The organism is Bradyrhizobium paxllaeri (assembly GCF_001693515.2).
Classification (GTDB): Bacteria; Pseudomonadota; Alphaproteobacteria; order Rhizobiales; family Xanthobacteraceae; genus Bradyrhizobium; species Bradyrhizobium paxllaeri.
Genome location: NZ_CP042968.1, coordinates 7,578,801 through 7,601,576, shown reverse-complemented (window position 1 = coordinate 7,601,576; position 22,776 = coordinate 7,578,801). Strand labels below are relative to the sequence as shown.

At 60.5% G+C, this 22,776-nt stretch carries 20 protein-coding genes and 1 tRNA gene; 13 read left to right on the top strand and 8 right to left on the bottom strand.

Translation table 11 applies throughout. The features are described 5' to 3' along the window. Nucleotides 1-429: 429 nt before the first annotated feature. From LMTR21_RS36360 to LMTR21_RS36350, 3 genes are all read left to right on the top strand, one after another. Nucleotides 430-3,609: a phage tail tape measure protein gene (locus tag LMTR21_RS36360; RefSeq protein WP_065753003.1), complete on the top strand. Its 3,180-nt coding sequence runs from the start codon at nt 430-432 to the stop codon at nt 3,607-3,609. Between the two features lie 82 nt (nt 3,610-3,691). Then, on the top strand, nt 3,692-4,015 hold the full coding sequence (locus LMTR21_RS36355) for a hypothetical protein (protein ID WP_141688308.1): 324 nt from the start codon (nt 3,692-3,694) through the stop codon (nt 4,013-4,015). 256 nt (nt 4,016-4,271) lie between these two features. Further along, complete coding sequence (locus LMTR21_RS36350) at nt 4,272-5,564, top strand: recombinase family protein (protein ID WP_246174961.1); 1,293 nt, start codon at nt 4,272-4,274, stop codon at nt 5,562-5,564. Nucleotides 5,565-6,228: 664 nt separating this feature from the next. On the opposite strand, the gene LMTR21_RS36345 is transcribed toward LMTR21_RS36350, so the two are convergent. The 3 genes from LMTR21_RS36345 to LMTR21_RS36335 form a co-directional block, all read right to left on the bottom strand. Then, nucleotides 6,229-7,572, bottom strand: a complete 1,344-nt coding sequence (locus tag LMTR21_RS36345; RefSeq protein ID WP_141688309.1) for a hypothetical protein — start codon at nt 7,570-7,572, stop codon at nt 6,229-6,231. A 266-nt stretch (nt 7,573-7,838) separates the two neighbouring features. Further along, nucleotides 7,839-9,473 carry a hypothetical protein gene (locus LMTR21_RS36340; protein WP_187399270.1) on the bottom strand — a complete coding sequence of 545 codons (1,635 nt, stop codon included), beginning with the start codon at nt 9,471-9,473 and terminating at the stop codon, nt 7,839-7,841. A gap of 94 nt (nt 9,474-9,567) precedes the next feature. After that, nucleotides 9,568-9,642: transfer RNA gene (locus LMTR21_RS36335), tRNA-Thr, on the bottom strand. A 126-nt stretch (nt 9,643-9,768) separates the two neighbouring features. Between LMTR21_RS36335 and LMTR21_RS41670 the strand changes: the two genes are divergently transcribed. Next, nucleotides 9,769-10,167: a hypothetical protein gene (locus tag LMTR21_RS41670; RefSeq protein ID WP_347339149.1), complete on the top strand. Its 399-nt coding sequence runs from the start codon at nt 9,769-9,771 to the stop codon at nt 10,165-10,167. A gap of 80 nt (nt 10,168-10,247) precedes the next feature. Then, the gene (locus LMTR21_RS36325) at nt 10,248-11,954 is read left to right on the top strand and encodes an FAD-dependent oxidoreductase (RefSeq protein WP_065753008.1); all 1,707 of its coding nucleotides are present in this window, start codon (nt 10,248-10,250) and stop codon (nt 11,952-11,954) included. A 51-nt stretch (nt 11,955-12,005) separates the two neighbouring features. On the opposite strand, the gene LMTR21_RS36320 is transcribed toward LMTR21_RS36325, so the two are convergent. Next, nucleotides 12,006-12,812: a hypothetical protein gene (locus tag LMTR21_RS36320; RefSeq protein ID WP_141688310.1), complete on the bottom strand. Its 807-nt coding sequence runs from the start codon at nt 12,810-12,812 to the stop codon at nt 12,006-12,008. 219 nt (nt 12,813-13,031) lie between these two features. Between LMTR21_RS36320 and LMTR21_RS36315 the strand changes: the two genes are divergently transcribed. The 4 genes from LMTR21_RS36315 (at nt 13,032) to LMTR21_RS36300 (ending at nt 15,646) form a co-directional block, all read left to right on the top strand. Continuing rightward, nucleotides 13,032-13,547 carry a hypothetical protein gene (locus LMTR21_RS36315; protein WP_065753034.1) on the top strand — a complete coding sequence of 172 codons (516 nt, stop codon included), beginning with the start codon at nt 13,032-13,034 and terminating at the stop codon, nt 13,545-13,547. A 120-nt stretch (nt 13,548-13,667) separates the two neighbouring features. Beyond that, the gene (locus LMTR21_RS36310) at nt 13,668-14,492 is read left to right on the top strand and encodes an alpha/beta fold hydrolase (protein ID WP_065753010.1); all 825 of its coding nucleotides are present in this window, start codon (nt 13,668-13,670) and stop codon (nt 14,490-14,492) included. After that, nucleotides 14,489-15,148, top strand: a complete 660-nt coding sequence (locus LMTR21_RS36305; protein WP_065753011.1) for an NAD(P)H-binding protein — start codon at nt 14,489-14,491, stop codon at nt 15,146-15,148. The genes LMTR21_RS36310 and LMTR21_RS36305 overlap by 4 nt, the downstream gene beginning before the upstream one ends. A gap of 303 nt (nt 15,149-15,451) precedes the next feature. Next, the gene (locus tag LMTR21_RS36300) at nt 15,452-15,646 is read left to right on the top strand and encodes a hypothetical protein (RefSeq protein ID WP_246174953.1); all 195 of its coding nucleotides are present in this window, start codon (nt 15,452-15,454) and stop codon (nt 15,644-15,646) included. 57 nt (nt 15,647-15,703) lie between these two features. Here the strand turns inward: LMTR21_RS36300 and LMTR21_RS36295 are convergent, their stop codons facing one another. From LMTR21_RS36295 to LMTR21_RS36280, 4 genes are all read right to left on the bottom strand, one after another. Next, the gene (locus LMTR21_RS36295; protein ID WP_065753013.1) at nt 15,704-16,465 is read right to left on the bottom strand and encodes an ABC transporter ATP-binding protein; all 762 of its coding nucleotides are present in this window, start codon (nt 16,463-16,465) and stop codon (nt 15,704-15,706) included. Next, nucleotides 16,462-17,481 carry a FecCD family ABC transporter permease gene (locus tag LMTR21_RS36290; protein ID WP_065753014.1) on the bottom strand — a complete coding sequence of 340 codons (1,020 nt, stop codon included), beginning with the start codon at nt 17,479-17,481 and terminating at the stop codon, nt 16,462-16,464. Before LMTR21_RS36290 ends, LMTR21_RS36295 begins: the two co-directional genes overlap by 4 nt. 162 nt (nt 17,482-17,643) lie before the next feature. Next, nucleotides 17,644-18,531, bottom strand: coding sequence for an iron ABC transporter substrate-binding protein (locus tag LMTR21_RS36285; protein ID WP_246174946.1), 888 nt, complete (start codon nt 18,529-18,531; stop codon nt 17,644-17,646). Then, the gene (locus LMTR21_RS36280) at nt 18,528-18,737 is read right to left on the bottom strand and encodes a TOBE domain-containing protein (protein ID WP_065753015.1); all 210 of its coding nucleotides are present in this window, start codon (nt 18,735-18,737) and stop codon (nt 18,528-18,530) included. The genes LMTR21_RS36285 and LMTR21_RS36280 overlap by 4 nt, the downstream gene beginning before the upstream one ends. Nucleotides 18,738-18,956: 219 nt before the next feature. Here LMTR21_RS36280 and murA point away from each other — a divergent pair, with 219 nt between their 5' ends. The 4 genes from murA to LMTR21_RS36260 all read left to right on the top strand — a co-directional run bounded on the left by murA (nt 18,957) and on the right by LMTR21_RS36260 (nt 22,738). Then, nucleotides 18,957-20,246: a UDP-N-acetylglucosamine 1-carboxyvinyltransferase gene (gene murA / locus LMTR21_RS36275; protein ID WP_065753016.1), complete on the top strand. Its 1,290-nt coding sequence runs from the start codon at nt 18,957-18,959 to the stop codon at nt 20,244-20,246. A 25-nt stretch (nt 20,247-20,271) separates the two neighbouring features. Next, nucleotides 20,272-20,724, top strand: a complete 453-nt coding sequence (locus LMTR21_RS36270; protein ID WP_065753017.1) for a DUF2948 family protein — start codon at nt 20,272-20,274, stop codon at nt 20,722-20,724. Between the two features lie 218 nt (nt 20,725-20,942). Next, nucleotides 20,943-22,238, top strand: a complete 1,296-nt coding sequence (gene hisD, locus LMTR21_RS36265) for a histidinol dehydrogenase (protein ID WP_065753018.1) — start codon at nt 20,943-20,945, stop codon at nt 22,236-22,238. Then, nucleotides 22,235-22,738 (top strand): UPF0262 family protein, encoded by a 504-nt coding sequence (locus LMTR21_RS36260; RefSeq protein WP_065753019.1) that lies wholly within the window; start codon nt 22,235-22,237, stop codon nt 22,736-22,738. Before hisD ends, LMTR21_RS36260 begins: the two co-directional genes overlap by 4 nt. The last annotated feature ends 38 nt before the right edge of the window (nt 22,739-22,776 follow it).

Genomic DNA, 22,776 nt, shown 5'->3' with positions numbered 1-22,776 from the left:
AGCTCCTCTATGCGCGAAGGCATAGGCTTTGGCTGCGCCTCTTTCCGTGCTGGCTCAGCAGGATGGTTCATCGTCTGACGATTGGGAAATCGCCGCAGGCATGCTTGAGCTAAATCAACGGTCGAAAGTGATGGCGCGTGGAGCACCTGCGCCCCTGCATCGGCACCGGCCCGGCGAAAGGTTTCGGGGCACTCAATTGAGGGCACCGGAGTAGTCGATTTCTTTTATGCGGCATGGGGTCCCGTGTTGCTGAGGCGTTCAGACTTCGAACCGCTAAAAGGCCCCTTTTCAAAAGACCCCCCGTTTTCGGGGCCCCATTTCCGCGTGCCGCGCTCGCTGAAGCGCCTCGCGATTCCACGCCATGCGGCGAGCGCCGCACCATCATCGCCAACACGCGGTAGCCGCGTGCGTGCCAATAACAGGAACACCATGTCTGAACACTTGAACGTCCGCACCACACTATCGGCCAGGGATCACGCATCGCCGGTCATTGCGAAGCTTCTCTCCAGCGTCAAGGAACTAGAAAAGGTTACCAAGCGCCTCAATGCTTCCTTCGGCGATGCCGGTCGCACCGGTATGGAAGCGATGGCCGGTTTCGACCGCACCGTCCGCGCTGCCAGCGCGCAACTGAAGGGTATGGAGAACATTACCCGGTCCGCTGCCCGCAACTACTCGACCGATTGGACCCGAGCCAATGCCAAGCGCTTGAGCGACGCGCGCCATATGTATCAGACCCTTGAACGATTGGAGGCTGGTTATCATCGCCAGATTGAGCGCCGTATGGCCGCAGAACGTCTGTCATCCGGTGCCGGCAGATCATCCGGAAGTATGGGCCGGCTGCCCGCGCCGCGTATCCGATCGATGGTTATTGGCGGTTCTATTGCGGGTGCCGGTATCGGGAGCGCCCTCAAAAAGAGGGCTGAGACTCAGGCCGCTGAAGTCCGCGCGTCCATGTTCGGTGATCTGACCAAGGGAGAGGTTGAATCACTTCGCAAAAACTTCGCTGACCGCGCTGGGATCAAGTATGGCGTCGGCACAACCAAGGTCATTGACACGGCGGTGGAAGGATTGAAGGCAGGTATCAGCAAACAATTCGCTGGCGAGTTCTCTGACCTTGCACTGAAGGCGCAGGCCGGTCTCGACGTTAACCCGCAAGAAGTCGGCAAATTGTTGGGCCGTCTTTCGACTCAGATGCCGTGGAGCAAAGACCGCTTCAGCAAAATCCTAAACTCGGTCGCCGTAGCAAACAACTCCACCGCAGCGGACGGAAATGAAATCATTGAAGCGATGCGGCGCAGTCTGTCGGCGCTCGTAACAACCAAGATGACGCCGGAGCAACTGGCGGCTCTCGATGCAATACAGATCAGTCTAGGAACGCAGCCCTTCAAATCGGGCACATTTATTTCGTTCCTGACCTCGCAGGTTGCCGGTGCAGATTCCGCCCATGGTCAGCAAGGTAGCGACCTCGCATCTGCCGCGAATGCCCTTGGCTTTGGTGGCCGTGGCGCCATGGCGAAAGCCATGAGAGATCGGCCGATGGAAGCCATTCAACAGATCCTCGATATGCTCGCCAAAATGCCGGAGAAGCTTCGGACGAAAGTCGCGAAACAGATCGGCGGACGCGAATGGATGGACGAATTGTTGACCATGGTTCTCGGCCGCGACAAATTGAAAGATGTTCTGAAGGACATCGAAAAGAAGCCGGGCTTTCTGGACAGCACCGCCCTGCAGAAAATTCGTTCGATGCAAGGCCGATGGGCCTCTATCGTCGCCGCATTAGGTCTCGTTTGGGAAAAGGTTGGTGCCGGTTTCGAAAACTGGTTCAATCAGATTTCCGATAGCATCATTCGCCTTGCGGACTCCTTCAACTTCGACACGATAAGACAGCACGTTGATGCGCTTGTCGATGGACTGCGTGAAGGATTTGGGCTCAAGGATTGGGGCGATACGGTCAAGTCCCTTGCCGACACCTTCGATGTAGGCACCGTCGCGAAGTGGCGGGATTTCGGGAAGGGATTCGCGGAAGGCATCCGGGAGTTCGCAAGTGGACTGAAAACAGCGTTTTCGGTGTTCGGCTTCCTTACGGGGAAAAATCCAGCGAACGCGCAGGAGATGGGTAACCTCGTTGCGCAGTTGAGCGGCCTTGCCGTCGCTCTCGCTGTATTGGCGCCAACCATCTCCGTTCTCGCGGCCCTCAGCCTGGGCCTGACCGGTCTCGGCACCGCGCTTGGCTTTATCGGGAGCATCCCCGCCGCTGTTGCGCTTCTCAGCATGTTCGCTGCCAGGAATCAGACTATCGGTGTTGCGGATGATAAAATCCGCGGGACGGACCCCAATACAGGCAGGCGCGAGTCATACAAGGATTGGCAAGATCGCATCGAAACAAGGAAGCGCCTCCGGAACTACAAGCCGTCCGGTGATCCACTGTTCCAGCCAACGAACTATACCGGATCAACTGATTTCTCCGGCCGTCGCCGCAACTCTGACCTTTCCGAGAACTTCAACAAGTTCGCCGGCAAAATTGAGCGCGTGGCGTTCATGTCAAGCGGTGGTGGCATCCAGCACGCTGCAATTGGTGGCGGATCGGGCCGGGACCTAGACGGCTCCGGTGGTGGTCTCGGTGCTCGCAGATTCATCGGCGACGTTCCGGGCCTCTTGAAGAGTGTGCCGGGTCAAAAGCTTCCGTCCTTTGGCATCGGATCGAATGGCATCATCCGCCGAGAGAACATTCCGTCCTTTTCGGGCGGCGGTGGAAGCGTCGCTTCTGGTGGTTCTGGTGTTGGCGGAGGTATCGTCCATCCTAAGAACATCCCGTCGTTCAACGGTGGTGGCGGTTCAGCGGCTGACAATGCCGGCGCGGGGCTGTCTGGAAACACCTTTCTTGCGGCCCGACGCGCTCGATTCAAAGAGGAACTGGATGCCAATCCGGAGCTAAAGAAACAGCTTGCTGCTGTTATCGACCTCGAAAATCCGGGTGCAGGTACGGCCGTGGCCGAAAGCTTGATGAACCGCATGGACATGAATGGGGGTTCGGTTCAGAGCGCTCTCCGTTTGCACAACCGGAGAAAGAGTTTCTACGGACCGGTCCGCAAAGGTCTCGATATCGCGAGGCTGCGTGAGCTGGAGCGCAATCCGGCGCGAATGGCGGCCCGTATGCAAAACATCGATGAGGCTCTCGCAGGGAGCAACCTGATCAAGGGTCACACCGATCAGGGTAGCGCGGGCGACCCGAACTACGTCGCTGGTGGAACGGGCGTCAACATCAACCGTGAACGGTTTAACGACTGGGGCGCGGGCAAGTGGGGAAAACTCCGGGGCCACGCCGCCTCCCGGGCTTACCGGGAATGGTCGCAAAGGAATGTGGAGTCGGCGGGCGGTGCGCCCGTTGTCAGCAACGTTCCGTCACCTGCGGACACCATTAAGAACGTGCCGCCGGCAGTCGCGCCGGGAATCGGTGCTGGCGATGCCCGTCTGACCCCAGGGGGCAACGTTGCCATCCACATCAATGGCAGCAGTCACGATCCGGAAGCACTGGCAACGCTGGTGCAGCGTCGGATCGATGAGTCGATGAACTGGCGCACCCACGATACCGCGTCCGAGTACACCTAACCAATGACGGAGTCACTCCACCTAAGGCCCTGCCATTCCTGGCGGGGCCTTTTTCTTTCTCTGACGAATGACTCGGATGCAAATGGCAAAGCAAACCAAGACCGGCAACAATAAGAAATCTACAAGGAAGGAACCCCTGAGAATGATCCGTCATCACCGTGAGTACAGCGTCGAACACCGCAACGGCAAATACGTCGCCAAGCCGCTGGATGGAGACAAGTTGAAGATTTGCTCCAACTATCTGCCTCGCGTCCTGGCCGCAATCGATACTCTCTGGGATGGCCTCTCACAGGTCCCGGCCGTCGCTCCCGATGAGATCATTGGACCGCGCTGGCTTAGAGAATGGTTGGCAAACCCCGCCAGCGTCATTGACGTTGACGATGCCTACCGGCGCGGCGCGTGCTGATGACATCAACATGATCCGGACTTGGCGATGTCTGAAATGTTTTCGGAAGCCGACATCCCGGACAGGCCTTCGGTACGGCCGTTTTGGGCCAACAGCGGATGTGAAGTAGTATAGTCAGCATCGCTGCCCAAAAGTTCACACCATAAAGGCGATAGTACCGGGAATATTGAGTAGTATTCTCCGTGGTGTGGACCTGATCGCGATCTAGACTGCTGTGACCTCATAGCGGAGATCAGCCGGAGCGGGAGCGACCTCCATGGCGAACGCTCTTGTAATCCACAAGGATCGTTTTCCCCAGTCACAGAGGAACCTTCGCGCGGCACAATACGTACGTATGTCCACAGAGTTTCAGCAATACTCAATCGAAAATCAGGCGGTGGTGATCGGTGCTTACGCGCAATTGCACAATCTCTCAATCGTCCGCACGTATCGAGACGAAGGCGAGAGCGGCCTCACAATCAAAAACAGAATGGGTCTCGCCCAACTGGTAAATGACGTCCAAGCTGGCAATGCCGAGTTTGGTACCATTCTCGTTTATGACGTCAGCCGCTGGGGGCGGTTTCAGGATGTTGATGAGAGCGCCTACTATGAGTTCATCTGCAAACAAGCCGGCACCAAAGTTGCGTATTGCGCGGAACAGTTCCAAAACGACGGTAGCCTAATTTCGCAGATCCTCAAAAACATAAAAAGAGTGATGGCTGCGGAATACAGTCGAGAACTTTCCGCGAAGGTTTATGCCGGACAGTCTCGCTTTGCGAAGCTTGGGTTCAAAATGGGCGGCAAGGTTGCCTATGGCTTAGAGCGAGTTGTAGTAGACGAGCATTCTCAGCCGAAAGGCATTCTGAAGGCCGGAGAGCGTAAGTATCTAAGCACGGAGCATGTGAGGCTCCGTCCTGGATCGCCCGCTGAAGTCGCTACTGTGAATTGGATTTTTCAGGAGTTTCTTCGGGGTACCACAGAGAAGAGAATTGCGCGGGAACTCAATCTCAGGCGTGTGCCGACAAATCATGGACGGCCGTGGAAACGAACCTTTGTCACCGACCTTCTGAGAAACGAGGTTTATATCGGAAATCTCATCTACAACCGGGTAGGTCAGAAGCTTGGAAGCAAAAAATACGCAAACCCAGAAAAGCTCTGGATCAGAACAGAGGGCTGCGTCGAACCTATCATCGACCGAGATGTTTTTCTGCGTGTGAGAACAATCATGCAGGAGCGTCGCGTCGACATCTCCGAGGACGAGATGTTGGCCCGTCTGCGTCGGGTTTTGATGAAGAGAGGGAAACTCTCCATGCCCATCATCGACAAGACAGTTGGTCTGCCTTGTTCGCGTACATACTTGAAGCACTTTGGCAGTCTTAAGAATGTTTACCGCTTGCTCGGATACACCGGTAGCCGTTGGTGGGATGCCATGGAAATTCACAGGCGTTGGACCGCCTTGAACGCCGGAAATGCTGAGCTTCTCCGCGAGAAATTTGAAAAGTTGGGATACACGGCAACTTTTGGCTATGGAATGCCTGCGAGTGAAAGGGGTTGGCAATATCTGCTTTAGGTTAGCCCGATGGCAGGCCTATTACGAAAATCATGCGTGGCGCTGGGCGGTTCGGCGTAGAATGAAGTCCCCCGTAGGATGGGTAGTCGTCACCCGCCTAGGCGAACACAACAAGGAAGTTCTGGACTACCTACTACTGCCTTCAACATCATTTAAAAGAGTATGGCTGACTTTTTCCGAGAGAACTCGCGAGGCTCACAAGATAGAAAGCTTCGCGAGTTTCGCAGACCTGTCTCGATCGATCGTTCGGCGCATGAGCAAACATAGATCGGCCGCTTGAGGTCCGCTATGGGTCTTGGCTGTGTGAAAACGCGTCTCAGCCAATGACGCTCAGAATTGTTTTCTCAATCGCCTTCTGCCGGAAGCACCTATCAGTGCGATTGGTTTCCGCAACGACGAAATCGAGATGAAAATTTCACGCGCAAGTTCAGCGTTTGAGTTTTCACACAGCCTGGGTCAAAAGGCGCCGTTCGGAAGATCGTTCGGCGGCTTCCGGTTTGCCCCGACAAGCCGACAATCGCAGAGCCGGACCGGACTTCGCTTTCGGGCCAACAGTCGACATCGCGCCGCTTTTATTCTCCGAGCGTGAGACAAACTGGTGGTGCCGCTCAAGCATGGCCGGATTTTTTGCAAGCCGATGACCTGCACACACAGTTCACCAGCTTCAAGTGCAGCCCTTAACGTCAGGATTTTCAACGAACTTATCGCGAGATCGGTGTGCACGAGGGATCGGTCGTGGGACCAAGATGTCCAGCTTGGCCTGCCGGCTCAAAACGCTTCCATTTGTATCCTTCAACGAAAACTTTAGATGATAGTGGGCTGATTTCTCGGCGAGGTAGATTATCTTCAACTTACCAGCCGAATTAGGCGCGATGCATTCCGATAAACTCAAGGTCAAAGGAAACTTTCCGGGATCATCAGGAAGATTCACATTGAAGTATCCGCTCCAAGGAATGTTACCTCCGCCCCCAAAGCACTGGTAAATTGTACTTCTAAATGTCTCATGCTGTCTGGTCCCGACGTCGTCAATGTAATCGAGCCTTCCGATTGCAGTAAGATAGCCATTGGCGGCGCATCCCATACCTTGCCCCGAGAATTGATCCCACTTTGCTTCGGCGGGCACTAAGTCAGCGATGTCCACAACAGCGACTTCATCAAGCTTGTCGATAGAATACGTCTTTGAAGCGATAATGGAGTAACCTCCCGTTGGATCTTTACTGCCAACCAACAATTTTAGCTTGGCGTCCTTTGCTGCTCCCCATCCTCTATTATGTATCACCATATTTTGCTTCTTTCCCGAAACGTATCCATCAATCTCGTCGATGTCTAAAATTACGCTTTTGATCGCATGCATCTCAACAACGTCTATTTGCAGCAAGCTATAAACAATGGGAGCTTTCGTAGGGTTCACTAAGTTAAAGGACATCCAAGGGTGGCCCCAATTAACTCCCTCGTGAAAATCGCCATCGGGGTATTGGTCCGATCTCGATCTCTGACTATAAGAAAAGGCGCTTGTCAGAGTCGCTATGCCGTCTCGTTCGGAGAAAGTGTATTGGACATCATCGGCATGTGTGATTTTCGGGAGGGAGATTGTTTTCCCGATTTCATCGCCAATATCTGAAACTTTTGAAAAGACGCCTGCCTTGTCAGCATCATCCGAGGAATCAGCTCTAGCTTGGTTGATAAAGAAACTGGGGCTTGGCCGGACGTGAATTACAAAAAGCGCAACAAGCGCGATGATGAATAACAGGAACGAGAGAAACGAGACTAGGAAAACTGTTGGACGCGAATCATCCTTGAACGACTTCAAGAAATGGAACAGTTGGCCAAAGACGATGAACCCGACGCCTACGCCGCCGACCAATATCAGTCCTAAATAATCACCCGGTCGGGCGAACGAAACTAATGCACCGACTACTACAATTATGATTAGACCAGAGAGTTGAATACGGCCTCGAAGCCTTGGCAGCACTTCACTCAGGGTTTTTCCAATAGCCACGAAATCCATCACGGCCCTCCAAAAAACCAATCTGTCTCCCAATCAGCCCAAGCTTACGATTTCGATTTTGTCATAGAAGTCGCCAAAGCTGCTCACGGTGCGCACCCCGAGCTAAGCGGCCTGCTCTGAGTAACTATCAGAGATTGCGTCTGGGTGCAAAGCCGAGAGGACTGGCCGAAGGCCGCCTTGGGTCCAAAAGGCGAAATTCCGGCGTGACCGGCGCACATCTCAATCAGGCCTGAAAGCGGACATGTGTCGTTTTATGAGCCCACCCGCTAACCAGCCCCGGTCCGAATCGCAATGTGGGGAATAGCGGCAACCACGCGGGCCATGGCCATAACCGACACGTCTCCATAATCCTCCCCGGATGTTCGCGCCGCATGGCCTTGGATGCAGTCAACGGTTCGGTGATCCATCCCGAGGTTGCGGCTGATCGTCTTGAAGCGGTGCCGCCATGCATGGTTGGGCTGGACACGTTCGTCTGTCACAACCGTTCGAACAAATTCAACCACGCGCTTGTAAGCGCCCTTCGCGAACAGCGGGCCGTCTTCGGAGGTCTCGACGAAACGCAACAGGCCCAAAGCGATCAGGTGTTGATGTACTGGCACCAGTCGGTACATCCCTGATTTGATACTGCCGGCCAGTGGATTGAGATCGAAAATGTGGTGCCTGGCCTCTTTGCGGACATCTTCCTTGCGAAGTTGCAACACCTCTGCAATCCGGCAGCCGGTGTACGCCGCTATGAGCGGAGCCCATCGCTTGGCTGCGGCGGTCTTGGCATCCTCTTTCGGTTTCCGAGCGTAGCTAAGGCACGCGGCGAATATTGCTGTGGCCTCCGCATCCGTGAAGCCTTTCGACCGAGTCTGCTTTTTCTTTTCCGCCTTGATCTTGATAGCGTCAGCCGGATTTTTGGTCAGCTTCCGATTGTCAACCGCCCAACCGAACACTGATCGTATCCCAGGCAAGTCACCATCCTTCAAGCTCTTGGCAGTCACCACCTTGAGCCGGGCGTCCTTGAACGCCAGCATGTCCTGCTCAGTCACGCGGCCGGCATCGTCATGCCCCAGATGCTTGACAAGCCGGTCTATAGCCCCGGTGTAGGTGTCATAAGTTTTTTGTGAGCGGCCGGTGGCCTTGGCTTCCTGCCACCAGAGATCAAGCAGACCAGTGATCGTATGCTTTGGTTTGACCGCTGCCACGGTTTCGATAGACGGGAAGCGAAGCGCCTTGATATCGGGGGTATAGTCCCCCTCCGCATTGCGGCGTAGCTGCCACCCAGCATCTAAGCTGGCCGTCCCAACGAGGCGCAGGAAGCGCCGCCGATCATTCGGGTTCAGGTGAATGCGCTGGCGGATCAGAATCCAATCCGCGAGAAGCCCGAATCGATCTTCCAGCGCGTCATGCTGATCGGCCGGCAAAGCGTTCACGGCCGCCGTGAGATCACCTTCGCCAAGCAATTCCCTCGCAGCATTCGCTTCGTTCGGCATCAGCGCGGCCGACGGTGGATTTTTGATGCGACCTTCGAGCGCCGCCCTATGCAAGGCCTTGTGATATGACCACGCGGACGGTTCGCCGGGATTGTCGCCGTGGATTTCCTGATAGAGCAGGTACGTCCCTCCGCTCAGGGCAACCATATCTTTGTGCGATAGGTTGATTGGATCAGCCCCGCTCAATTCGAACAGCCTTCTCAGGTGATCGAGCGCGTTTGCTTGTCTCGCCTCTGCGATGGTCCGGTCGTCAGTTTCGAGGCTGAATGCCACGTCGCTCCCGATCGTCACCGTCTTGATGCAGGGGCCATCATTCGGGTTGCCAAGGCTGAGCAGGACGCGTTTGCCGCGTAGCTGAGCTGCGACCTTGGCCGGAACGCGAACGCGGAATTGCGGGATGTTGGATCGGGCGCGTTTGGACATTGAGAAGTTCAAGGAAACCATGGTTCTGTGTGGCACTTTTGTGTGGCACTCAGGACCGAATTTCCAATAAAATCAATGCAGCCAACGGGATAAATGGTGCTGCCAGACAGGATTGAACTGTCGACCTCTCCATTACCAATGGAGTGCTCTACCACTGAGCTACGGCAGCATGCCCGGTATCTCTGGGAATCGGCCCCAACGGGCTCCCACTAGGCGGCCGGTTCTTGCCACAAGGGCCCCTCTGGCGCAAGCACGCGGGCGGGCCGGGAAGGGCCCAAAATCGTGAAAAATCGGCGTGGTCGGCGGCGAAGTCCCTCAAAATGGTCAACTTCCGGCCAATCCGGTTCCCCAAGGCGTCGAATCGTCACCGCGCCTTCAATTGGCTCGCCGTCGGTTCGACGGGGGCGTTGCGGCGAGGGACCGCGAAACGCACTATGGTTCGGCGGCAGCGGGCGGGGGTGTCCCGTTTCGAGCAAGGATATTCGGCGGACTGGCGATGACGGGCGATCAAGGCAAGGGCGCGGGCAAGACGGCCGTGGATGCGAAGGATTCACGGCGCGACCGGCTGAAGTTGGCGTTGCGCGAAAATCTCAAGCGGCGGAAATCGCAGGCGCGTGGGCGCAGCGACGCCGCATCTTCCGAAAACGCCGACGCCTCCCTAGATGACGCCAGCGGAGAAAAGCCACACCGGTAGCGTAGAGGGAGAATACCTTGATCGCTCGCCGGGCGGCGTGGCGGCTGTTCGCTCGGTTCTTGTTTCTTTGGGTGACGACAATGAGTGCAGACACCACGGCCGGTCCGGCGACCGGACCCAACGCCTATACGTTTCCCCGTCACGCGCAGACATTCCCGGCGCTCACGCCTCCCGAAATCGAGCGCATGCGCCGGTTCGCCGAGCCGCGCAGCTATGAGCATGGCGAAGCCCTGTTCGAGACGGGCAAGCAGGGTCCCGGCATGTTCGTGGTGCTGTCGGGCCATGTCGCGATCACCCAGCGCGATGGCCTCGGTCATGTCACCCCGATCATCGATCAGGGTCCGGGGCAATTCCTGGCCGAGATCGGCCAGCTCTCCGGCCGCCCCGCGCTGGTCGACGGCCACGCCGAGGGCGATGTCGAGACGCTATTGATTCCGCCGGATCAGTTGCGGGCCTTATTGGTCGCGGAAGCCGAACTCGGCGAGCGCATCATGCGGGCGCTGATCCTGCGCCGGGTCAGCCTGATCCAGGGCGGCGCCGGCGGTCCGGTGCTGATCGGCCCGCCTTCGCTCGGCGACATGACGCGGCTGCAGAATTTTCTCGGGCGTAACGGCCAGCCCTACCATTTGCTCGATCCCGCGACCGACAAGGACGCCGCCGACCTCGTCGCGCGCTATGCCGCCTCGCGCGCCGAGCTGCCACTGGTCGTGATTGCCGACGGCCGGGTGCTGCGCAATCCGTCGGAGCCGGCGATTGCGTACGCCATCGGCATGATCGGCCAGCACAACCACGAAAAGCTCTACGACGTCGCGGTGATCGGCAGCGGGCCGGCGGGCCTCGCCACCGCCGTCTATGCGGCTTCCGAAGGATTGTCGGTCGCGGTGTTCGACCAGCGGGCGTTCGGCGGCCAGGCCGGCGCCAGCGCCCGAATCGAAAACTATCTCGGCTTCCCGACCGGCATCACGGGACAGGCGCTGACCGGGCGCGCCTTCACCCAGGCGCAGAAATTCGGCGCCGACATGCTGATTCCGGTCTCGATCAACTCGCTCGATTGCAGCCGCCCCGACGGCTTCTTCGCGCTGGCGACCGATTGCGGGAAAACGATGCGCGCCAAATCCGTGGTGGTGGCGAGCGGCGCGCGCTACCGCCGGCCGGAGATCGAGAACCTCGCGAAGTTCGAAGGCCGTGGTGTCTGGTATTGGGCCTCGCCGATCGAGGCCAAGCTGTGCATGGACCAGGACGTCGTGCTGGTCGGCGGCGGCAATTCCGCAGGGCAAGCCGCGGTGTTCCTGTCCGGCCATGCGCGCAAGGTCTACATGATCATCCGCGGCGGCGGGCTCGGCGCCAGCATGTCGCGCTACCTGATCGAACGCATCGAGGCGACGCCCAATATCGAATTGATGTTCAACACCGAGGTGGTCGGCCTCGAAGGCGATGCCGAGGCGGCGCTGACGCGTCTGCGTTGGCGCAGCCGCCTCGCCCCGGAAGAGCACACGCTCGATATCCGTAACCTGTTTCTGTTCGTCGGTGCCGATCCGGCAACGACCTGGCTCGAGGGCTGCGGCGTCATGGTCGATCGCGGCGGCTTCGTGGTGACGGGCACGCAATGCACCCAGAAGGACGGGCGGTCCGCCTCGCCGCTGGAAACCTCGGTGCCCGGCGTGTTCGCGGTCGGCGACGTGCGCTCCGGCTCGGTCAAGCGCGTTGGCGGCGCGATCGGCGAGGGCGCGCAGGTGGTCGCGGCGCTGCACGGCTTTCTCGCCGACAGCATGAAGCCGGCACTCTAGGTTCTTCGAGACGCGAGAGGAGTGAATTCAATTCGCGCTATCATTCCGCGGCTAGTTGCCGATGGTTCGATCGGAGTCCCGAGCCTGGACGTCGTCGCCGCCTTCCGACGTCCTTGAGGCAGGCGGCGCGTCGGTTCGTTCCTCGTCCGCAGGTGGCGAAGGTGGTTGGGGTTGATCTTCGCCGCGATTGCCCAGGAATCGCCGGTGCAGTTTTTCGCCCTGGTCGAAAATAATGTTGAGCAGCCAGCCTGCGACGGGTCGCGCGATCGCACGAAACGGTTTGGCGATGATGAAGCCGCCTTTGACATTCTCGACTGGGAAGGCCAATGCGTTGATCAGCGTATCGGCGGAAACGTGCCGGTAATTTTTCGCCAAATGCTCGGTGTTCATCAGCATCTGGATGGCAGGTTTGTCGCTTTCGCCGTCGACCAGGATTTTCGAGGAGAACTTGTTGTCCGAGCCGGTTAGTGCATTGGCCTCTGCCGTTGCGATGGGATGCAAGCGCACCACGCTGGCTTCGGTTTGCTGGCGGTAATGCACGGTCAGCGTCAGCTCGCCCATCTGCACCGCAGCCAGCAACGTATTGAGATAATCGGCATCGGGCTCGGGTTTGTCGAAACTTACGCCCGGAACCATTTCTATGATATCGAGAATGCGGCCGAGATCAGCGGCCGCCGCGGCGCGGTTAGCAAGACTGGCGGCCAAGTCGGCAATTGCCCCGGAGGCGTTCGCGAACTGTCCGCTGACGCTTTTCATGGCGTCCGCGGCCAGATTTTTGAGTTTTGAAAGCACGCCTGCCCCCTTCCTGAATTTCCCGTACAGTTTAGAAATGGCGGATGAATGCGTCAATTTGCGCATAGAGCGGCGCCCGGGGTACACGCCCTGAACTCAAATTCTTCAACACTGGCGCTGCCCCGGTTTGTGACACCGGTGCAAAGATTTCGTGCATCATACTACTTTCGTTGATGCGTCTTCATTCGCGCACATGCCTGCCCTGACGACGTCGCACGCGATGCGTGTGGAAAATTTTGAAGATGCGTCGTATCATTTGGAACATTTCCAATGGCGGGGGCGCACATGATTTTAGGGATGAGCTTGGCGACATTCGTTCTCGTGCATGTGATCATCAGCCTGATCGCCATCGTCGCGGGCCTTGTCGTGATGTTCGGAATGCTCGGCTCGAAGCGGATGCCGGGCCTGACCGCGATCTTCCTGTTGTTCACGATCCTCACCAGTGTTTCGGGGTTTCTGATTCCGCCGTTCCCGTCCGAGAAACTGTTGCCGTCGCATATGTTCGGCTTTCTCTCGCTGGTGCTGCTGACGATCGCCTGCTTTGCGCTCTACATCATGAAGCTTAACGGCGCCTGGCGCTGGATCTACGCGCTGACTGCGCTGGTCTCGCTCTATCTCAACGTCTTCGTGCTGGTGGTACAATCGTTCCTGAAAGTGCCGGCGCTGCATGCGCTGGCGCCGAGCGTGCCGCCGGCCGAGCCGCCGTTCGCCGTCGCGCAGGGCATCGTGCTGGTGTTCTTCGTCGTCGTGATCATCGGCGTGCTCAGGCGATTCCGGCCGGCACCAGCGCAGCCTGCCTAACCCGATTTCGTCATTCCGGGGTGCGCGTCAGCGTGAACCCGGAATCTCCATCTCATCCGGATTTCGCATTCGCGAAAATGCATGTCCCGGAATGATGCTCAACAAGAGGAGAATTCGAAAATGCCTGCCATCACTACCAAGGACGGCGTCGAGATCTTCTACAAGGACTGGGGCAAGGGCCAGCCGATCGTGTTCAGCCATGGCTGGCCGCTGTCGGCGGACGACTGGGACGCGCAGATGCTGTTCTTCCTGAACAACGGCTTTCGCGTCATCGCCCACGACCGCCGCGGCCACGGCCGCTCCAGCCAGGTCGCCGACGGCCACGACATGGATCATTATGCCGACGACCTCGCGGCGCTGACGGCGCATCTCGATCTCAAGGGTGCCGTTCACGTCGGCCATTCCACCGGCGGCGGCGAGGTGGTGCATTACATCGCCCGCCATGGCGAGAGCCGGGTGGCGAAGGCTGTGATCATCGCCGCGGTGCCGCCCTTGATGGTGCAGACGCCGGCCAATCCCGGCGGCCTGCCCAAGGCGGTGTTTGACGATTTCCAGGCGCAGGTCGCGGCCAATCGTTCGCAATTCTATCGCGACGTCGCCGCCGGTCCCTTCTACGGCTACAACCGGCCGGGCGCCAAGCCGTCGGAGGCCGTGATCGAGAACTGGTGGCGTCAGGGCATGATGGGCGGTGCGAAAGCGCATTACGACGGTATCGTTGCCTTCTCGCAGACCGATTTCACGGAAGACCTCAAGAAGATCACCGTACCTGTTCTGGTGATGCATGGCGACGACGACCAGATCGTTCCTTACGCGGACTCCGCGCCATTGTCGGCAAAACTCCTGAAGAACGGCACGCTGAAGACCTACAAGGGGTTTGCGCATGGCATGCCGACCACCGAAGCGCCCACCATCAACGCCGACCTGCTGGCGTTCATCAGATCATGAAGGCGATCCTGTTCGGCGCCACCGGCATGGTCGGGCAGGGCGTCCTGCGCGAATGCCTTGTCGATTCCAGTGTTGAAAGCGTGCTGGCGGTCTCCCGCAGCCCGGCCGGGGTGCAGCACGCCAAGCTGCGCGAAGTCCTCCACGACGATTTCACGGATTTCTCGAAGATCGAATCTGAGCTTGCCGGATACGACGCCTGCTTCTTCTGCCTCGGCGTCTCCTCGATCGGCATGGATGCGGAGCGCTACCGGCATCTGACCTACGACGTCACCATGGCAGCGGCGACCACGCTGGCGCGGCTCAACCCCGGCATGGTGTTCACCTATGTCACCGGCAAGGGCAGTGATTCAACCGAGCAGGGCCCGCTCCGATGGGCGCGGGTCAAGGGCAAGACCGAGAACGATCTGCTCAAGCTGCCGTTCAAGGCGGCCTACATGTTTCGGCCATCAGGCATCCAGCCGCTGCACGGTGTCAGGTCCAAGACCGCGTGGGTGAACGCGGTCTACGCTGTCTCAGGGCCGCTGCTGTCCTGGATGGTGCGCGCCACGCCGAACCACATGACGACAAGCGAACAACTCGGCCGCGCCATGATCAAGGTGGCGCGCGATGGCTATCCAAAGCCGATCCTCGAGAGCGTGGATATCAACGCGATCTAGTCGTGTACTCGTAAAGCCGGTGGCGTGACGCAGCAAAGTTGCGTGATGAAAACACTTTCCTTAACGATTTTTTAGTCGGAATTTTCCGGCGCCGACACCACCTCAATAGTCAGAGCCGAAATCGGCCTGCTCTCCGACGCGTGATCGCGCCGGAGCCGCAGTGCGCATCCAGCGCGCGCCCAGGCTCCGCAATCGGGCGAACAGATCAGGAGCAATGTCATGAGAAGCATTTGCGTTCTTTGCGTCCTTAGTGCTGTTAGCCTCACGGGAACGGCGGCGTTCGCCCGCGGCGGCATGAGTTCTATGCACGGGTCCATAACTGGCGGCGCCTTCGGTACGAGCGCCGCCACGCCCGGTACCAATTCGCTGGGTACCGCGCTTTCTTCGACCGGCACCGGTCATGTGATGAAAGGACCGCCGCTTGGCACCAGCCCCGCCATCGACCGCGAGGAAGCGAAGGTCGGCAGGATGATCAGTTCGATCTGCCGGGGCTGCTGAAGGTAAGGCATGCCGACGTACGTCGGCTCGCCACGCTCATCGGCGAGGGTTGCACTCTCATCCTGGAATGAACGCCGTCCCCGTTGCATCGGTAATCATCTGCACCGGCGCGCCGTAAAGCGATTCCAGCCGTTCGCGCGTCAAGATCTGCTGCACCGGACCCTCGGCGAGGCGCTCACCGCCGCGCAAGAGATAGGCGCGGTCGGCGGCGCGCAGCGCATGATTGGGATCGTGGGTGGTGAAGAGGACGCCAAGACCGGAAACGGCCAGCGCGCGGATCTCGCGCATCACCTTGCCCTGATTGCCGAAGTCGAGATTGGCGGTCGGCTCGTCCAGAACGACGAACTGCGGCTCCTGCGCCAGCGCGCGCGCCAGCAGCACGAGCTGGCGCTCGCCGCCGGAAATCATGGTGTAGGGGCGCTCTGCCAATGGCGCGATCCCGAGCCGATCGAGCATGCTGACGACGATGGCGCGGTCCTTCGCGGTCGGCCGGCTGAATAAATCGCTGTGGGCGGTGCGGCCCATCAGGACAACCGCTTCCACGGTGAATGCAAATGTCGCGACGTGGGTCTGCGGCACATAGGCGATCAAGCGCGCGCGCTCGCGGATGGAGCGGGCCGACAGGACCGCGCCGTCAAGCCGCACTTCGCCGGCTTTCGGCATCAGAAGCCCAAGCAGTGTTTTGAGCAGCGTGGTCTTGCCGCCGCCGTTCGGTCCGAGCAGCGCCAGCACCTCGCCCTTTCCCAGTCTGACGTCGAGGCCGGTGCCGACCACGCGGTCCGGATAGCCGATCGTGAGCTGATGCCCTTCGAGGATCATGACCAGGTCTTTTGCACGCTGGTGAGCAGCCAGATGAAAAATGGCGTACCGATCACGGCGGTGAGAATGCCAAGCGGAATTTCGACCTGCGCCAGCGTCCGCGCCAGCGTATCGATCAGCAACAGATAGCCGCCGCCGAGGATGGCCGCCGCCGGCAATAGCCGCGCGAAATCCGGGCCGACCAGCGATCGCGCCAGATGCGGCACGACGAGGCCGACCCAGCCAATGATCCCGGCCGCGGCAACGCTGGCCGAAGTCACGAGCGTGGCAGCGGCAACGATGGCAATGCGCAGCGGCCCGGTCGCGACACCGAGCGTGCGCGCCTCTTCCTCGGGGAGCGACATCACGCTCATGCGCCAGCGCAGCGCAATCAACACGACGGTGCCGGCGGCGACCGGGCCGACCAGCGGCAACAGGTCATGAACCCCGGTCGCAGACAGGCTGCCGAGCAGCCAGAACGTCATCGCCGGCAGCTGGTTGTAGGGGTCGGCCAGATATTTCACCAGGCCAACGCCGGCGCCGAACAGCGATCCCACCACGACGCCCGTCAGCACCAGCACCAGGATCGGATCGCGCGAACGCACCGAGGCGCCGATCATGTAGACGATGCCGACGGCGATCAGCCCCCCGATAAAGGCCGTTGCCTGGATCGCGAACACGCCGAGAGAAAGATAGATGCCGAGGACGGCGCCAAGCGCTGCGCCCGACGATGCACCAAGAATGTCCGGAGAGACCAGCGGGTTGCGAAACAATCCCTGAAACGCCGTGCCGGCCACCGCGAGCGCCGCGCCGACCAGCATCGCCGCCATCACGCGCGGCCCACGCACTTGCCAGATGACGCTTTCAACCGCCGGCGACACATCGCCGCGAGGGCCGCCCAGTTTCGCGACGAGCGCTCCGATGAGATCACCAAGCGACACCGGATAACGGCCGACCGTCAGCGCAAGCACAAGGCCTGCGATCAGGACCGCAATCGCGATCGCAAATCCCGGCAGCGCGCTTCGGGCAGGTATCATCTGATACGGCTCATGCCGCGCAGGCTATCAATCCCGGCCGGCAAGTACATGGTCGATTTGCGCCGGCGACGGCGTCACGTGGTAGAAGCGCGCGTAAAAGTCCGTTGTCAGCGCCCGCAGATCTTCCGGAAAGCGCTCCGGATAGAGAATCTTGGCGAGCCATCAGAGCCCGATCAGGCGGTTCACGGACGGCGGAAAATCCACCCAGCCGAACGGCATCTTGGGCGACAGATGGATCCGGTTGTCGCGCACCGCCTTGACCGCTGCCCAGGACGGATCCTTTCGCACGGTTGCGGCAAACTCCTGATCGATGGTGACGATGACATCGGGATTCCACACCAGGACCTGTTCGATCGAAACATTGGCGAGGCCGCCCTGGGTTTCGCCGGCGACATTGCGGCCCAGCATTTCGATGGTCTCGACATTGATCGAGCCGCCAAGCCCGGTCGAAAGCCCGCGCGGCCCCCGGGCATAGTAGACCTTTGGCCGCTCGGCTCTCGCGATCGGCTCGATGCGGCCGAGGATCGTCTTGAGCGTATCCTCGGCGTAGCGCGCCAGCTTTTCCCCATCCTCACGCCGGCCAAGCAGCGCGCCCAAGGTGCGATAGGTCTCGGCAATCGCCGCAAAGCGGCCGTCCAGCAGCGCGTAGGGGATGCTGGTCTTCTCCTGCACGCGATCCGCCAGCGAGACAAAGGTGGCGCTGGTCGAGCCGACGTCGAGAATCAGATCGGGCTTCAGCGCCAGCACCGTTTCCAGATTGGCCGTGTTGCCGCGCCCGGTGATGCGCCCGACCTCCGGCCGTGTGCAAATGTCCGGCAGCATATAGGCGCATTCTTCAGCCCGGTTGGCGCGGGGCCAGCCGATCAGCAATTCAGGCGCCAGCGTATAGAGCAGGATTGCCGCCGGCGGTCCGGCGGGAAACACGCGCGATACTTTTGCAGGCACCGGCACATTGCGCCGCGCGGCATCCCTGATGGTTTGCGCGAACGCGCTGCGCGGCGCGATCAGCGCCGCCGACAGGCCCGCAATCAGAGCGCGGCGGTCGATCACTCCGTGCCCACCATCACGTCGCTGGCCTTGATCACGGCGATGGCCGCCTTGCCCTCGGCAAGCTTCAGCTCGTCGACCGCCTCATTGGTGATCGAGGAAGTAACGATGATCCCGCCGCCGATATCGATCCGGATATGGGACGTGGTTGCGCCCTTCACGACATCGACGATGGTTCCCTTGAGCTGATTGCGTGCGCTGATTTTCATTGAGAACTCCATCTCCTGTCCGGATCTGACAAGCGTCGGTTGAAAGTTCCACCACGGCTGTCAAACCACAATCGGCGCTGACAGCCAAGACGTTCGGCCGGCGCATGATGTCGGGCAAATACCGGCCGGTTGTCCAAACCGGGCGGGGCCCTCATCAAATAGCCGCAAACTTCCAAGCTCTTGAGGGTGAATCAATCTGTCCTAGCAAGGGGGGATGGCATGGATCGCATTCGCATCGTTGGCGGCAGCAAGCTCAATGGCACCATCGCGATTTCGGGCGCCAAGAACGCCGCCCTGCCGCTGATGATCGCCGCCTTGCTCACCGAGGAAACCCTGATCCTCGACAACGTGCCGCGGCTGGCAGACGTCGCGCAGTTGCAGCGCATCCTCGGGAACCACGGCGTCGACATCATGTCGGCCGGCAAGCGGCCGGGCGACCGGCAATATCAGGGCCAGACCCTGCACATCTCGGCGGCTGACATCATCGACACCACGGCGCCCTATGAGCTGGTGTCGCGGATGCGCGCCAGCTTCTGGGTAATCGCGCCGCTCGTGGCGCGGATGCATGAAGCGAAAGTTTCGCTGCCGGGCGGCTGCGCCATCGGCACGCGCCCCGTCGACCTCCTGATCATGGCGCTGGAGAAGCTCGGCGCCGAGCTTGCGATCGACGGCGGCTATGTGGTGGCAAGGGCGCCGGGCGGCCTGCGCGGTGCGGAGATCGACTTTCCCAAGGTGACGGTGAGCGGAACGCATGTGGCGCTGATGGCGGCGACGCTGGCCAAGGGCACGACCGTCATCACCAACGCCGCCTGCGAGCCTGAGATAACCGATGTCGCCGATTGCCTGAACAAGATGGGCGCGCGCATCATTGGCGCCGGCACGCCGCGGATCGTGGTCGAGGGCGCCGAAAAGCTGCATGGCGCGCGGCATACCGTGCTGCCCGATCGGATCGAGGCCGGCACCTATGCGATGGCGGTCGCCATGACCGGCGGCGACGTGCAGCTTTCCGGCGCGCGTCCCGAACTCCTGCAGTCGGCGCTCGATGTGCTGACGCAGGCCGGCGCCCTCATCACCGTCAACAATGACGGTATCCGGGTCGCGCGCAATGGCGCCGGCATCCGCCCGGTGACGGTCTCGACCGCGCCATTCCCGGGCTTTCCGACCGATCTGCAGGCGCAATTGATGGCGCTGATGGCCTGCGCCGGCGGTTCCTCGCAGATCACCGAGACCATCTTCGAGAATCGTTTCATGCATGTGCAGGAACTGGCGCGGTTCGGTGCGCGTATATCGCTTGATGGCGAGACTGCGACCATCGACGGCACCGCCAAACTGCGCGGCGCGCCGGTGATGGCGACCGATCTGCGGGCGTCGGTCTCGCTGGTCATCGCAGGCCTTGCCGCCGAAGGTGAAACCATGGTCAACCGGATCTATCATCTGGACCGCGGTTTCGAGCGGCTGGAGGAAAAACTCTCGTCCTGCGGCGCGTCGATCGAGCGCATCAGCGACTAGAGGACTATCGAAGGAATCTTTGGGAATGCCGGCGGACCTGCTCAAACTGATCGCGCTCGACGCCGACGATCTCGCGGTGATCTCCGCCCATGTGCAGGACGCCCGCGTGCTGGCCTCCGACATCGTCTGGCGGCAGGACGAAAAGCGGCTGGTGGTCGGCATGAACCGGCTGGACTGGGAGCAGACGCTGTCGGGCGGAACCGAGCCGCGCCGCTCGATCGCGGCGCTGCGCTTCGACCGCGTCCTGGCATGCAAGTCCCGCAATATTGACCTGGAGCAGCCCGAGGCTGTGCTGGAACTGGTCGGCATCGAATTCCACCCGGCCGAGCCGCCGGGCGGCAGCGCGCTTCTCTTGTTCAGCCATGGCGGGGCGCTGCGGCTGGACGTCGAATGCCTGGAGTGCGAGCTGACCGACCTCGGCACCGACGATATCGGCACCAGCGACCTCGCCATCGCGCCGCTCGGGCCGGAGGGGTAGGGGTAGGACGTCATTCCGGGGCGGGCGAAGCCCGAACTATGGGGCGCCCTTGCGCCCCTGAGAATCTCGAGATTCCGGGTCTGGTCCTTCGGACCATCCCGGAATGACGGTGTATCCAAATCGCCATCATTGCCTGATCTCGCGTCCCCATAGGGTTGACGGCCCTTGGCCGCCGCGCCATTGAGCAGGGGCCTCTCGACGTCTCTCAGAAAGCCGCCATGCCCGTTCGCCTGGATACCAGCCGCGCCGATTTCGAGCCCAAATTCAAGGAATTCCTCGCCGCCAAGCGCGAGGTTTCGGCCGATGTCGAGCGCGCCACAAGGGCCATCGTCGACGACGTGGCCGCCCGCGGCGACGCCGCCCTGATCGAGGCGACCAAAAAATTCGACCGGCTTGAGGTCGACGCCGCCGGCCTGCGCGTGACCGCCGCCGAGATCGACGCCGCGGTAAAGGCCTGCGATCCCGCGACCGTTGATGCGCTGAAATTCGCCCGCGACCGTATCGAGGCTTTCCACCAAAGGCAGTTGCCGAAGGACGAGCGTTTTACCGACGCGGCAGGCGTCGAGCTCGGCTGGCGCTGGAGCGCGGTCGATGCGGTCGGCCTCTACGTGCCCGGCGGCACCGCGGCCTATCCGTCCTCGGTGCTGATGAACGCGGTGCCGGCAAGCGTCGCCGGCGTGCCGCGGGTGGTGATGGTGGTGCCCTCGCCGGACGGCAAGCTCAATCCGCTGGTGCTGGCGGCCGCCCATCTTGGCAGCGTCTCCGAGATCTACCGCGTCGGCGGCGCGCAGGCGGTGGCCGCGCTGGCCTATGGCACGGCGACGATCGCGCCGGTCGCCAAAATCGTCGGGCCGGGCAATGCCTATGTCGCCGCCGCCAAGCGGCTGGTGTTCGGCAAGGTCGGCATCGACATGATCGCCGGCCCCTCGGAGGTGCTTGTTATCGCCGACGACACCGGCAATGCGTCCTGGATCGCCGCCGATCTCCTGGCGCAGGCGGAGCATGATGCCAGCGCGCAGTCGATCCTGATCACGGACAGTGCAGGCCTCGCTGCCGAGGTCGAACGCGCGGTGGAATCCCAGCTTGCCACGCTGCCGCGTGCGGATATCGCACGGGCCTCGTGGAACGATTTCGGCGCTATCATCATGGTGAAAAAGCTCGACGAGGCGGTCGAGCTCGCGAACGCGATCGCGGCCGAACACCTCGAAATCATGACGGCGGATGCGGAAGCGCTGTCGGCAAAGGTCCGTAACGCCGGCGCGATCTTCCTCGGGCCCCATACGCCGGAAGCGATCGGCGATTATGTCGGCGGCTCCAACCACGTCCTGCCCACCGCGCGGTCGGCGCGGTTTTCGTCCGGACTCGGCGTGCTAGACTTCATGAAGCGCACCTCGATTCTCAAATGCGGGCCGGACCAGTTGCGCGCGCTGGGGCCTGCCGCGATGGCCTTGGGCAAGGCCGAGGGTTTAGACGCCCATTCACGCTCTGTCGGATTGCGCCTCAATTTGCCATGAACAAGCCGCCACCAGACGATGACCAGCACAACCGCATCGTCGCGGTGACGCTCGACGAGGAATCGATCGGCCGTTCCGGTCCCGATATCGAGCACGAGCGCGCGATCGCGATCTACGATCTGATCGAGCAGAATTTGTTCGCGCCTGATGGCGCGGGGCCGGGGCCGTTCACGCTGCACATCGCGATTACCGGCAACCGGCTGATGTTCGACATCCGCCACGAGAACGGCACGCCCGTGGTGGCGCATTTATTGTCGCTGACGCCGTTCCGCAGAATCGTGAAGGACTATTTCATGATCTGCGACAGCTACTACCAGGCGATCCGGACAGCTACCCCCGACAAGATCGAGGCGATCGACATGGGCCGCCGCGGCATCCATGACGAAGGCTCCCGCACGCTGCAGGAGCGGCTGAAGGGCAAGGTAAGAATCGATTTCGAAACTTCCCGGCGCCTGTTCACGCTGATCTGCGTTTTGCACTGGAAGGGGCAGGACGCATGACGCCGAAAAGTGCGAAGCGGTTTTCGGATCACGTCATG

Coding starts and splice junctions, on each gene's coding strand:
- LMTR21_RS36360 (WP_065753003.1), top strand. CDS start 430: ATGTCTGAACACTTGAACGTCCGCACCACACTATCGGCCAGGGATCAC.
- LMTR21_RS36355 (WP_141688308.1), top strand. CDS start 3,692: ATGGCAAAGCAAACCAAGACCGGCAACAATAAGAAATCTACAAGGAAG.
- LMTR21_RS36350 (WP_246174961.1), top strand. CDS start 4,272: ATGGCGAACGCTCTTGTAATCCACAAGGATCGTTTTCCCCAGTCACAG.
- LMTR21_RS36345 (WP_141688309.1), bottom strand. CDS start 7,572: ATGGATTTCGTGGCTATTGGAAAAACCCTGAGTGAAGTGCTGCCAAGG.
- LMTR21_RS36340 (WP_187399270.1), bottom strand. CDS start 9,473: ATGTCCAAACGCGCCCGATCCAACATCCCGCAATTCCGCGTTCGCGTT.
- LMTR21_RS36325 (WP_065753008.1), top strand. CDS start 10,248: ATGAGTGCAGACACCACGGCCGGTCCGGCGACCGGACCCAACGCCTAT.
- LMTR21_RS36320 (WP_141688310.1), bottom strand. CDS start 12,812: ATGCGCAAATTGACGCATTCATCCGCCATTTCTAAACTGTACGGGAAA.
- LMTR21_RS36315 (WP_065753034.1), top strand. CDS start 13,032: ATGATTTTAGGGATGAGCTTGGCGACATTCGTTCTCGTGCATGTGATC.
- LMTR21_RS36310 (WP_065753010.1), top strand. CDS start 13,668: ATGCCTGCCATCACTACCAAGGACGGCGTCGAGATCTTCTACAAGGAC.
- LMTR21_RS36305 (WP_065753011.1), top strand. CDS start 14,489: ATGAAGGCGATCCTGTTCGGCGCCACCGGCATGGTCGGGCAGGGCGTC.
- LMTR21_RS36300 (WP_246174953.1), top strand. CDS start 15,452: ATGCACGGGTCCATAACTGGCGGCGCCTTCGGTACGAGCGCCGCCACG.
- LMTR21_RS36295 (WP_065753013.1), bottom strand. CDS start 16,465: ATGATCCTCGAAGGGCATCAGCTCACGATCGGCTATCCGGACCGCGTG.
- LMTR21_RS36290 (WP_065753014.1), bottom strand. CDS start 17,481: ATGATACCTGCCCGAAGCGCGCTGCCGGGATTTGCGATCGCGATTGCG.
- LMTR21_RS36280 (WP_065753015.1), bottom strand. CDS start 18,737: ATGAAAATCAGCGCACGCAATCAGCTCAAGGGAACCATCGTCGATGTC.
- murA (WP_065753016.1), top strand. CDS start 18,957: ATGGATCGCATTCGCATCGTTGGCGGCAGCAAGCTCAATGGCACCATC.
- LMTR21_RS36270 (WP_065753017.1), top strand. CDS start 20,272: ATGCCGGCGGACCTGCTCAAACTGATCGCGCTCGACGCCGACGATCTC.
- hisD (WP_065753018.1), top strand. CDS start 20,943: ATGCCCGTTCGCCTGGATACCAGCCGCGCCGATTTCGAGCCCAAATTC.
- LMTR21_RS36260 (WP_065753019.1), top strand. CDS start 22,235: ATGAACAAGCCGCCACCAGACGATGACCAGCACAACCGCATCGTCGCG.